The organism is Mycolicibacterium canariasense (genome assembly GCF_002101555.1).
In the GTDB taxonomy this organism is placed as follows: domain Bacteria; phylum Actinomycetota; class Actinomycetes; order Mycobacteriales; family Mycobacteriaceae; genus Mycobacterium; species Mycobacterium canariasense.
In genome coordinates, this window is sequence record NZ_LQOL01000002.1 from 37,061 (window position 1) to 48,763 (window position 11,703).

8 protein-coding genes and 1 pseudogene are annotated in these 11,703 nt (G+C 67.8%); 4 read left to right on the plus strand and 5 right to left on the minus strand.

Annotated elements, in window-relative coordinates:
- Window positions 1–556: 556 nt before the first annotated feature.
- Both AWB94_RS00240 and gltB read right to left on the minus strand, forming a co-directional pair.
- On the minus strand, window positions 557–2,023 hold the full coding sequence (locus AWB94_RS00240; RefSeq protein ID WP_062660023.1) for a glutamate synthase subunit beta: 1,467 nt from the start codon (window positions 2,021–2,023) through the stop codon (window positions 557–559).
- Window positions 2,016–6,626, minus strand: a complete 4,611-nt coding sequence (gene gltB, locus AWB94_RS00245; RefSeq protein WP_062660022.1) for a glutamate synthase large subunit — start codon at window positions 6,624–6,626, stop codon at window positions 2,016–2,018. Before gltB ends, AWB94_RS00240 begins: the two co-directional genes overlap by 8 nt.
- 560 nt (window positions 6,627–7,186) lie before the next feature.
- Between gltB and AWB94_RS00250 the strand changes: the two genes are divergently transcribed.
- The 3 genes and pseudogenes from AWB94_RS00250 (at window position 7,187) to aqpZ (ending at window position 9,176) form a co-directional block, all read left to right on the plus strand.
- On the plus strand, window positions 7,187–8,023 hold the full coding sequence (locus AWB94_RS00250) for a PaaI family thioesterase (RefSeq protein WP_062660021.1): 837 nt from the start codon (window positions 7,187–7,189) through the stop codon (window positions 8,021–8,023).
- 88 nt (window positions 8,024–8,111) lie between these two features.
- Window positions 8,112–8,294: pseudogene (locus tag AWB94_RS36205) on the plus strand (chloride channel protein); the annotation flags it as partial.
- A 111-nt stretch (window positions 8,295–8,405) separates the two neighbouring features.
- Window positions 8,406–9,176 carry an aquaporin Z gene (gene aqpZ / locus AWB94_RS00255; RefSeq protein ID WP_062660020.1) on the plus strand — a complete coding sequence of 257 codons (771 nt, stop codon included), beginning with the start codon at window positions 8,406–8,408 and terminating at the stop codon, window positions 9,174–9,176.
- Here aqpZ and AWB94_RS00260 read toward each other — a convergent pair whose 3' ends face one another.
- Window positions 9,177–10,061, minus strand: a complete 885-nt coding sequence (locus AWB94_RS00260) for a DNA-3-methyladenine glycosylase family protein (RefSeq protein WP_062660019.1) — start codon at window positions 10,059–10,061, stop codon at window positions 9,177–9,179.
- 25 nt (window positions 10,062–10,086) lie between these two features.
- A complete protein-coding gene (locus tag AWB94_RS00265) occupies window positions 10,087–10,446 on the minus strand; it encodes a DUF427 domain-containing protein (protein WP_024455114.1) in 360 nt (119 codons plus the stop codon).
- Between the two features lie 65 nt (window positions 10,447–10,511).
- Between AWB94_RS00265 and AWB94_RS00270 the strand changes: the two genes are divergently transcribed.
- Complete coding sequence (locus tag AWB94_RS00270; protein WP_062660018.1) at window positions 10,512–10,988, plus strand: SRPBCC family protein; 477 nt, start codon at window positions 10,512–10,514, stop codon at window positions 10,986–10,988.
- Window positions 10,989–10,995: 7 nt separating this feature from the next.
- On the opposite strand, the gene AWB94_RS00275 is transcribed toward AWB94_RS00270, so the two are convergent.
- Window positions 10,996–11,703: glycosyltransferase (locus AWB94_RS00275; RefSeq protein ID WP_133058195.1), on the minus strand; the 708-nt coding region annotated here is incomplete at its 5' end.

Here is an 11,703-nt window from a genome sequence, read left to right on the forward strand (position 1 = left end):
GTCTCCGCGGCCGGGTAATCGTCACCCGCACCCGCCACGGCATGCTGGTAACGGTTCGATAACAACTGGCAAAATAGCGCGTCCGTCAGCGACGGGCCGCTCGACGAGCCGGATCAGACGCCGTAGCGCAGCAACTCGGCTTGGGTGATCAGGCGTTCGTGCTTAGCTGGAAACTCGCGGCTCTTGACTGGATGGCGGAGCCATGACCAGGCAATTCGACTCAATCGGGACCGTGAATACGGGTTGATGTACACGGTAGGAACTCCTGCGGTCGGGCGTATAGCTGCACCGTGGGGTCACTTTACCGCACGACCCCTGCCCACTCATTAGATACCGCTCCCCGAGCAAACACAGCAAGGCGCGCCGACGATAAATCGGATGTTTTTGCTGTGGCAGGAGTTGCTGGAGTGGCGTCGCGCGATCGTTCCGAGACCGCCCCGTATCGCGAAATTGCCGTTGTTGCGGTGTTCTGCGAGTGCAGACCGCAACAACAACAATCTCGCGACGGTTTGGTTAAGCGCTCATCGCTGAGACCGGAGGCTCTTCGCGCACGCGCTCATCGCTGGGGCGCGGCGGTGGGCTTGATCGGTGCCGGCAGCGCCGACTCCCCCATCAGGAAACGGTCCACGGCGGCGGCCGCAGCCCGGCCCTCGGCAATGGCCCACACGATGAGCGACTGCCCGCGGCCCATGTCACCGGCCACGAACACGCCGGGCACCGTCGTCTGGAAGTCGTCGTCACGCGCCACGTTGCCGCGCTCGGTGAACTCCACCCCCAGGTCGGTCAGCAAGCCCTCACGCTCGGGACCCACGAAGCCCATCGCCAGGAACACGATGTCGGCATCCAGGTCGAAATCGGAGCCGGGCACCTTCTCGAACTTGCCGGCCTTCATCTCGACTTCGTGCACCTTGAGCGAGGACACCTTGCCGTCGGTCCCGACGAACTGCTCGGTGTTCACCGAGAACACCCGCTCGCCGCCCTCTTCGTGCGCCGAGGACACCCGGAACATCAGCGGATAGGTCGGCCACGGCGTCGAGTCGGCCCGGGTCTCCGGCGGGCGCGGCATGATCTCGAACTGGTGCACGCTGGCCGCGCCCTGGCGGTGCGCGGTGCCCAGGCAGTCCGCCCCGGTGTCGCCGCCGCCGATGATGACGACCTTCTTGCCCTTGGCCGTGATCGGCGGCTGCCCGTCGGGTCCGGCCACATCGTCGCCCTGCTGCAGCCGGTTGGCCCACGGCAGGTATTCCATGGCCTGGTGAATGCCGTCCAGTTCGCGGCCCGGGATCGGCAGGTCGCGCCAGGCGGTCGCCCCGCCTGCCAGCACCACTGCGTCGAAGTCCTCCTGCAGCTGCTCGACCGTGAGGTCGACACCGACGTTCACCCCGGTGCGGAACTGGGTGCCCTCGGCCGCCATCTGCTCCAGGCGGCGGTCGATGTGGCGCTTCTCCATCTTGAACTCGGGGATGCCGTAGCGCAGCAGGCCGCCGATGCGGTCGGCGCGCTCGAACACCGTCACCTCGTGCCCGGCGCGGGTCAGCTGCTGGGCGGCGGCCAGGCCGGCGGGCCCGGATCCGACCACGGCGACCTTCTTACCGGTCAGCACGTCCGGCGGCAGCGGTTTGACCCAGCCCTGCTCCCAGGCGTTGTCGATGATCTCGACCTCGACCTGCTTGATGGTCACCGGATCCTGGTTGATGCCCAGCACGCACGATGCCTCGCACGGCGCGGGGCACAGCCGGCCGGTGAACTCCGGGAAGTTGTTGGTCGCGTGCAGCCGCTCGATACCGTCACGCCAACGACCCCGGAACACCAGGTCGTTCCACTCGGGAATCAGGTTCCCCAGCGGGCAACCGTTGTGGCAGAACGGGATACCGCAGTCCATGCACCGCGAGGCCTGAACCTGCAGGGTGTCCTTGGAGAAGTCCTGGTAGACCTCTTTCCAGTCCCGCAGGCGCAGGTCCACCGGACGACGGGCGGGCGTCTCCCGCTTGGTGTGCTTGAGGAAACCGTTCGGATCAGCCACGAGCCGCCGCCATGATCGCCTCGTCGACGTCGGCCCCGGCCGATTCGGCCTCCGCGATCGCCGTCAGCACGCGCTTGAAATCGCGTGGCATCACCTTCACGAACTTCGACTGATGCGCCGGCCAGTCCGCCAGGATCCGGTGTCCCACAGCCGAATCGGTGGCATCCACATGCGCGGTGATCATGCCGTGCAGCCATTCGAGGTCGGCGTCATCGAGCACGTCAAGATCCACCATCTCCTGATTCACGTTGTCCGGCAAGGCCTTGTCCGGGTCGTACACGTACGCCACACCACCGGACATACCGGCGGCGAAGTTGCGCCCGGTGCTTCCGAGGATGACCACCTTGCCGCCGGTCATGTACTCGCAACCGTGGTCACCGACGCCCTCGACGACGGCGTGCGCACCGGAGTTGCGGACGGCGAACCGCTCGCCCACCACCCCGCGCAGGAAGGCCTGGCCGCTGGTGGCGCCGAACAGGATCACGTTGCCGCCGATGATGTTGTCCTCGGCGACGTAGTCCGACGGAGCACCGGCCGACGGGCGCACCACGATGCGCCCACCCGAAAGGCCCTTGCCCACATAGTCATTGGCGTCGCCGCGAACCCGCAGCGTGATACCCCGCGGGACGAACGCGCCGAAGCTGTTACCCGCCGAACCGTCGAACGTGATGTCGATCGTGCCGTCCGGGAGACCTTCGCCGCCGTAGACTTTCGTCACCTCGTGGCCGAGCATGGTGCCGACCGTTCGGTTCACGTTCGCGATCTTGGTGGTGAAGCTCACCGCGGTGCCATTGTCGATGGCCTCCCGGCACTGGGCGATCAGCTGCTGATCCAGCGCCTTGTCCAACGCATGATCCTGGGTGGACGTGCAGTACAGGTCCTGGTTCATGAACGCCGACTCGGGCTCATGCAACACCGGAGCCAAGTCGAGCTTGTGCGCCTTCCAGTGCTCGGCGGCACGCTGGGTGTCCAGTGCGCCCACCTGACCGACCATCTCGTTGACGGTCCGGAAGCCGAGCTTGGCCATGTGCTCGCGAACTTCCTCGGCGATGAACAGGAAGAAGTTCTCCACGAATTCCGGTTTGCCGTTGAACCGCTGTCGCAGCACCGGGTTCTGGGTGGCCACGCCCACCGGGCAGGTGTCGAGGTGGCAGACCCGCATCATGATGCAGCCCGAGACCACGAGCGGAGCGGTGGCGAAACCGAACTCCTCGGCGCCGAGCAGCGCGGCGATCACCACGTCGCGGCCGGTCTTGAGCTGGCCGTCGACCTGCACCACGATGCGGTCGCGCAGGCCGTTGAGCAGCAGCGTCTGCTGCGTCTCGGCCAGACCCAGCTCCCACGGGGCACCGGCATGCTTCTGCGAGGTCAGCGGGGTCGCACCGGTGCCGCCGTCATGCCCCGAGATGAGCACCACGTCCGCGTGCGCCTTGGAGACGCCGGCCGCAACCGTTCCGACGCCGTTCTCGGACACCAGTTTCACGTGAATCCGCGCGGACGGGTTGGCGTTCTTCAGGTCGTGGATCAGCTGCGCCAGATCCTCGATCGAGTAGATGTCATGGTGCGGCGGCGGTGAGATCAGCCCGACGCCCGGCGTCGAGTGCCGCACCTCGGCCACCCACGGGTACACCTTGTGCCCCGGAAGCTGGCCGCCCTCACCGGGTTTGGCGCCCTGAGCCATCTTGATCTGGATGTCGGTGCAGTTGGTCAGGTAGTGGCTGGTGACGCCGAATCGGGCCGAGGCCACCTGCTTGATGGCGCTGCGGCGCCAGTCGCCGTTGGCGTCGGGCTCGAAGCGGTCGACGCTCTCGCCGCCCTCTCCGGAGTTGGACCGGCCGCCCAGCCGGTTCATCGCGATGGCCAGCGTCTCGTGCGCCTCGGCCGAGATGGATCCGTAGCTCATCGCGCCGGTGGAGAAGCGCTTGACGATCTCGCTCGCCGGCTCCACCTCGTCCAGCGGAACAGGCTCGCGGACACCCTCTTTGAACTTCAGCAGGCCACGCAGCGAAGCCATCCGCTCGCTCTGGTCGTCGACCAGCTTGGTGTACTCCTTGAACACCGAGTACTGCCCGGTGCGGGTGGAATGCTGGAGTTTGAACACCGTGTCCGGGTTGAACAGGTGGTACTCACCCTCGCGGCGCCACTGGTATTCGCCACCGACCTCGAGCTCGCGGTGTGCCCACTCGTCCGGCCGGTCCAGGTAGGCCAGCGAGTGCCGGGTGGCCACGTCGGCGGCGATGTCGTCCAGATCGATACCGCCTGTGGGGCAATGCAATCCGGTGAAGTACTCGTCCAGGACCCGCTGGCTGATACCGACCGCCTGGAACAACTGGGCGCCGGTGTAGGACGCCAGCGTGGAGATGCCCATCTTGGACATCACCTTGAGCACACCCTTGCCGGCCGCCTTGACGTAGTTCGCCTTGGCCTGGTCACTGGTCAGACCCGTGATGATGCCGCGGTCGACCATGTCCTCGATCGACTCGAAGGCCATGTACGGGTTGATCGCGGCCGCGCCGAACCCACACAGCATGGCCATGTGGTGCACCTCGCGGGCGTCACCGGACTCGACGACCAGGCCCACCTGGGTGCGGGTGCGCTCCCGGACCAGGTGGTGGTGCACAGCCGCCACCGCCAGCAGCGACGGGATGGGCGCCAGCCATTCGTTGGACTCCCGGTCGGAGAGCACGATGATGCGCGCCCCGTTGCGGATGGCCTGCGACACCTTCGCCCGGACCTCTTCCAGGGCGCGGCGCAGTCCGGGGCCACCGTCGGCGACCGGGTACAGGCAGCCCACCACCGCGGCCCGCATGCCGTGCTTGCGGCCGCGGATCTCATGGTCGGGGTCGACGTGGATCAGCTTGGACAGTTCGGCGTTGCGCAGGATCGGCTGCGGCAGCACGATCTGGCGGCACGAGTTCTCGTCCGGGTTCAGCAGGTCGCCCTCGGGGCCGATGACGCCCTCCAGGCTGGTGACCACTTCTTCGCGGATGGCATCCAGCGGCGGGTTGGTGACCTGCGCGAACAGCTGCTGGAAGTAGTCGTAGAGCATGCGGGGACGCTGCGAGAGCACGGCGATGGGCGTGTCGGTGCCCATCGAGCCCAGCGCCTCGGCGCCGGTCCGCGCCATCGGCGCCACCAGCAGGTTGAGCTCCTCGTAGGTGTAGCCGAAGGCCTGCTGACGCAACACGACGCGGTGATGCGGCATCTTGACGTAGTCGCCGGGCGGCAGATCGTCGAGGTGGAACTGCCCGGCATCCAGCCACTCCTGGTACGGGTGCTCGGCGGCCAGGTCGGCCTTGATCTCCTCGTCGGAGACGATGCGGCCCTGGGCGGTGTCCACCAGGAACATCCGACCGGGCTGCAGGCGCAGCCGCTGCACCACCGTCGACGGGTCGAGGTCGAGCACGCCGGCCTCCGACGCCATCACGACCAAGCCGTCCTTGGTGACCCAGATCCGCGACGGGCGCAGCCCGTTGCGGTCCAGCACCGCGCCGACGACGGTGCCGTCGGTGAAGCACACCGAGGCCGGACCGTCCCAGGGCTCCATCAGCGAGCCGTGGTAGCGGTAGAACGCCCGGCGGGCCGGGTCCATGTCCTCGTTGCGCTCCCACGCCTCGGGGATCATCATCAGCACCGCGTGCGCGATGCTGCGTCCGCCCAGGTGCAGCAGCTCCAGGACCTCGTCGAACCGCGCGGTGTCGGAGGCCCCCGGGGTACAGACCGGGAAGATCTTGTTCAGGTCGTTGTGGTATCCGAACACGTCGGTGTGGATCAGGGCTTCGCGCGCCCGCATCCAGTTCTCGTTACCGGTGACGGTGTTGATCTCACCGTTGTGCGCCACCCGGCGGAACGGGTGGGCCAGCGGCCAGGACGGGAACGTGTTCGTGGAGAACCGCGAGTGCACGATGCCCAGCGCGCTGGTCAGCCGCTCGTCCTGCAGATCCAGGTAGAACGCCCGCAGCTGCGGAGTCGTGAGCATGCCCTTGTACACCAGGGTCTGCCCGGAAAGGCTTGGGAAGTAGACGGTTTCGCGACCCGGACCGTCCTGCCCCGGACCCTTGGTGCCCAACTCGTGCTCGGAGCGCTTGCGGATCACGTAGGCGCGACGCTCCAGGTCCATCCCGGAGGCCCCGCCGATGAACACCTGACGCAGCGTGGGCATGGCGTCGCGGGCCAGCGCGCCCAGCGAGGAGTCGTCGGTGGGGACGTCGCGCCAGCCGAGCGTCGTCAGGCCCTCGGCCTCGACGATCTTCTCGACGGCCTCGCAGGCCAGCTTGGCGTCCCGGGCGGACTGGGGCAGGAACGCGATGCCGGTGACGTAGCTGCCCTCCTCGGGCAGGTCGAAGTCCACCACGGCGCGCAAAAAGGCGTCGGGCACCTGCAGCAGGATGCCCGCGCCGTCGCCGGTGTTGGGCTCCGCTCCGGCGGCACCGCGGTGTTCCAGGTTCAGCAGGGCCGTGATGGCCTTGTCGACGATGTCGCGGCTACGCCGGCCGTGCATGTCGGCGACCATGGCCACACCGCATGAATCGTGCTCGTAGGCGGGGTTGTACATACCCCGCGGACGTGAGGAGCCCTGAAAACTCCCGGGCACTGGTCCCATCCGGATACCACCTGACCCTTTACTCTCTTACCCTGCTTGCGCGAAGCCGGGTGTGTTGCTGCCTGCTGTGACCAGCGGCATCCGCCGGCGTTCCGGCCAGGCGATCGCGGTGCCTTTCGTGCAGCATTGAACGACGGCCAGTCCCGCTCGCCTTGAGTTGGGAAAAACGATATGACAAGCACCGCCTGACATGCCAACTTAGCCAGACCTAACTAAGCTGGTCGGCGACCCGCTCGGCGGGGACGAGTCGCCGCCGGCGCCGGCTCGTAACCTGTTGCGGCACTTGGGGTCTCACCCCGCACGGGGATGGCGGCAGTATCCGAGCCTCTGACCGCCCTACCGCACTGTGCTTTGCTAAGATTTCTTTGTCGACGCCGCAAGCTGCAGCAATGCTGTGGATGCCATTTGCTCAAAGCCTGTTCAGATTCTTAGGCACCGGCACACCCGCGCCGATCACTGACCCCACCTGCCACATCAGGCACATCGGTCTCAGCGGTACTCCCTCCCTCCACCGCCCGCGCACACGCCGTGCCAAGCTGACTGCAATGTCTGGTACTGCAATGTCTGGTTCAGCGGGTCACCCGGTGACGGGAGCCTTCCCGCCGCACACCGCCCCGGGCCGGTTCGGCATCGTCAACCTGGCCGCCACGGCGCAGCGCTGCGCCGCCACCATGCCGGTGGCCGGATTGTGCAATCCGTTCACCGGCGCCGCGAGCCTGGCACCCCTGGCGGTGCTCGTCGACCACATCGCCGGCTTCGCCAATCATCTGCGCCGCCCGGACGGGCACTGGACCGTGTCCAGCGAGCTGACCATGGAGTTCACCCCCGACGCGCACGCCGTCCTGGCCGCCGACCCGGCCACCCCGGTGCTCGCCGAGAGTCGGACCGTGGGTGCCGCCACCGCCACCTCGCTGTCGGCCTGCGAGCTCAGCCACCGCGGCATCGGCATCGGGGTGGGGACGGTCCGGACGTTCTACATCGCCGTGTCCGCACCGCCACTGCCGGACGACGCCGGCCCCGACGCGCCGGCACCGGTCCCCGACGCCCTCGATGAGCTGATGGCCGTCGAGGTGGCCGAGGCCGGCGGCCCCGGCCCGCTGCTGGTCCAGCACGCCGGTCCGGCGGTGAACAACAGCATGGGCGCGGTGCACGGCGGCGTGGCCGCGGCCGGCCTGGAACTGGTGGCTGCCGCCGCACTCAACACGACCCGGGCCGACGGGCCGTTGCACACCGCGTCGCTGCGGGTGAACTACCTGCGCCGGCTCATTTCCGGTGGCCGCGCGCACTACACCGCAACGGCGTTGCACAGCGGACGCAGCAGCGGCGTGGCCGACGCCCAGGCGTTCGACGCCGACGGTCGGCCGGCTCTGGTGGGCAGGCTCACGGCGTATCTCTGACGCCACCGCCCAATCCGGGCCGGCATCCGCCGGGTGCCGGCCTCCACCGCTGCGCGTCTTCTTCGGCACCGTCGCGCTGACCGGTCGACTGCCCGGAATCCCTTACGGTCCGGGCATTTCGTCGTGCTGGCGATGATGGCCTGCGAACTCGTTCTCGGTGCTACCCGGTGCGATGATCGCCGTCGGCGTCGCGTATCTTCTGATGAGCCAGACCCGCGTGTCGATCTGCAAGTCGCAGCGTTTCGATCGCGACAGCGACATCCGAGTCTAGAAACCGTCTCTAATCAGCCAATATTCGGACACAATGTCCTTTGCTGGGTCCTGCGTCGGCCATCGGCTGTGCGACTCTCACGGTACGGCATATCCAGCAAAGGAGCTCGTCATGTCAAGACCGACAATGCAACACAGGCTGGCCGCAGAATTCATCGGAACGTTCTGGCTGGTCCTCGGTGGTTGCGGAAGTGCGGTGTTCGCCGCCAAGTTCGTCTCCGGCGACGGAACCTCATTGGGCATCGGATTCCTCGGCGTCGCATTGGCATTCGGCCTCACCGTGCTCACCGGTGTGTACGCCTTCGGCACCATCTCCGGTGGCCACTTCAACCCTGCGGTGACGCTCGGCGCGGCACTGGCACGCCGTGTGGAATGGGCGGCGCTGCCGTTGTATTGGGTGGCGCAGGTGCTCGGCGGCCTGGTGGCAGGCGGTGTCATCTATTTCGTGGCCAGCGGCCAGGACGGCTGGAGCGCGGCGGGCAACATGGCGGCCAACGGCTACGGCGCACACTCACCCGGCGGGTTCTCCTTGGTGGCCGTGCTGGTCACCGAGATCGTCCTGACGGCGGTCTTCCTGCTGGTGATCCTCGGGTCCACCGATGACCGGGCGCCGAAAGGCTTTGCCGGCCTTTCCATCGGCCTGACGCTGACCCTCATCCACCTGATCTCCATCCCCATCTCGAACACCTCGGTCAACCCGGCACGTTCCACCGCGGTGGCCTTCTTCAACGGCGACGGCGCACCGGCCCAATTGTGGGCGTTCTGGGTGGCTCCACTGGTCGGGGCCGCCATCGCCGGCGTGGCCTATCCGTTCCTGTTCGGTGTCGCCGAACAGCTCGCGGACCGGCCGGACCGCGACGACGCCCTGGAGCAGGCCCGCTAGCTACAGCGCCTTCAGATCCGGAATGGCCTGGCGCGCACCGAACCTCGGGTTGCGCGCCAGGCCGCTGACCTCGAGCAGCCGCACCGCGCGCTGCCGGTGCGGGCGCAGTGGTTCCAGCAGCTCGACCATGGCGGCATCGTCGATGCGATAACCCAGCAACGTCATCCCCACCATGTTGGACAGGTGGTAGTCCCCCACCGAGATGGCATCGGCATCACCGAACGCGCGTTGCATCGTCTCGGCCGCGGTCCACTCACCCACCCCGGGCATCGACTGGAAACCCGCCGCGGTGCGACACCGTTCCAGGGCGTCGGCCCGCTGCGCGCAGCCGACGATGGTGCGGGCCCGGCCCGGATCGATGTTGGCGCGGTGGAACTCCCAGGACGGGATGCGCCGCCACACCTCCGCCGCGGGCGGAACCCGCATCCCCGCGGGGGCCGGTCCCGGCGCCGGCGCACCGTACTTCGTCACCAGCCGGCGCCAGCCACGGAAGGCGTCCTTACCGGACACCCGCTGTTCGATGATCGCGGGGATTAGCGCCTCCAGTACCCGGCCGGTCCGGCCCAGCCGCAGATGCGGCACCCGCTCATGGGCTCTGGCGATCGTCGGTTCGACGGGATGGAAATCCGAGGCATCGTCGTCGGCGCCGAGCAGCGCGGGCAACCCGTCCAGGAACTCGTCGGCACCGGCGCCCCACGCCTCGCATTCGGCGACGGTGCGGGTGCTGCCGATCCGGGCCGTCACCGGGCCGGTGCGCATCAGGCTGGTACGCCAGATGACGCCGTCCACGACGCGGAAGCACGGATCCCCGCAGCCACGGCGCAGCGGCGACAGCGTCAGCAACGGGCTGACGGGTCCGGGGAAGGCCACACTGCCGGTGGGCACCGCACCAGATTACGGCTCCGGCCGGTCAGCCCACGACGATGTCGGCCTTGTCCGGGTAGAACGCGACCCGGCCGGCGATGGCGGCCACCGCCGGGTACGGGTCCTCGTAGGTCCAGATTGCATCCGGCACCCCGGCCACGTCGTAATAGCTGGCCTCACCCTTGTACGGGCAGTAGGTGGCGGTGTCGCTGCGGGTCAGCACCGCGGCGTCGACGTCGGCCAGCGGCAGGTACTGCACGGCCGGATAGCTCGCCTCCTGCAAGGTCAGGGCGTTCTCGGTATCGGCGACGACGGCACCGTTCACCCGGACCGTGACGCGCAGCCCGGTCGGCGTGATGGTGATGGGGTGCTGCGGACCGGGCTGGAGCACGGGACGTTCACTCATACGGTCAACAACGTGTCGCGCCGGGCAGGTGATTCCCGCCACCCGCCGGGTTTAGCATCATCGGCATGGTTACCACCGGACCGGCCACCGCGGGCGCCGACGTCAGCATCGCCGCCTCACCCGAGGCCGTCTACGCGCTGATCACCGATCTCGCCACGCTGGCCACCCTGGCCGAGGAAACCCACGCGATGGAGTGGCTCAGCGGAGATGCGGCGGTCGCGGGGGCGGTGTTCAAGGGGCACAACCGCAATGGCGCCAAGAAGTGGACCACCAAGTGTACGGTCACCACGGCCGAGCCGGGCCGGACCTTCGCCTTCGACGTCAAGTCCACCGGTCTGCCGATCGCGCACTGGCGGTACGACATCACCGCCGCCGACGACGGCGGGTGCACCGTCACCGAGCGAACCTGGGATCGCAGGCCGGGCTGGTTCAAACCGCTGGCCGGGCTGGCCACCGGGGTCTCGGATCGGGATGCGGCCAACGCCGAGCACATCAAGGCCACCCTGGCGCGGCTGAAGGCCAAAGCCGAGGCCGCCGGCTAGCGCCGAGTCACCGGACCACTTCCCACTCCCGGCTGGCCGACCGCTGGAAGAAGAAGACCGTGAACGAGTTGGTGAACCACTGCCACAGCAGGCTGGGCCAACCGATCTCGTGGGCCCGCCGGCCGGTGTGGAACACGGCGAGTCGACCGTCGAAGCGGGTCCGCCCGATTCGGGACAGCCGGCGGAACAGGTCCATATCCTCGGCGGCGACCAACGATTCGTCGAAGCCGTCGACGGCGTGGAAGGCCTGCGCGGAGATCATCTGGAACTCCCCGCCGGACCCGCCGATACCCAGGATGTTGTTCTGGAATCGGAATTGCAGCCCCAGCATCGTGAAAACCCAGGTGTCGAACCATGTACTGGCCTCGGGCAACACCCGGTACTTGACGGTCAGGGCCACCAACTCCGGATTCGCGCGGAACCGCTGCAGTGCCGTGCCGAAGAATTCGTCGATATCGGGGATCACCACGTCGGCGTCGAGGAAGACGTAGAAATCGCCACGGGCCACCGCGGCCCCCATGTTTCTGGCCTGGCCGATGGTCTGGCGGGCCGGCAGGTCGTGCACCACGACCCGGTCGGCGTACCGATGACCGATCGCGGTGGTGGCATCGGCACTGTTGCCGTCGGACACGATGACCGGCTCTTCACAGATGAGGGTGTAGAGGTGGTTGGCGCGTCGTTGCCGGGATAGAGGTCGAGGTCTCTCGAAAATGAG

Bases quoted from the DNA above. Each gene is read 5' to 3' on its own strand.
- gltB (WP_062660022.1), bottom strand. From the start codon at position 6,626: ATGGGACCAGTGCCCGGGAGTTTTCAGGGCTCCTCACGTCCGCGGGGT.
- AWB94_RS00250 (WP_062660021.1), top strand. From the start codon at position 7,187: ATGTCTGGTTCAGCGGGTCACCCGGTGACGGGAGCCTTCCCGCCGCAC.
- aqpZ (WP_062660020.1), top strand. From the start codon at position 8,406: ATGTCAAGACCGACAATGCAACACAGGCTGGCCGCAGAATTCATCGGA.
- AWB94_RS00265 (WP_024455114.1), bottom strand. From the start codon at position 10,446: ATGAGTGAACGTCCCGTGCTCCAGCCCGGTCCGCAGCACCCCATCACC.
- AWB94_RS00270 (WP_062660018.1), top strand. From the start codon at position 10,512: ATGGTTACCACCGGACCGGCCACCGCGGGCGCCGACGTCAGCATCGCC.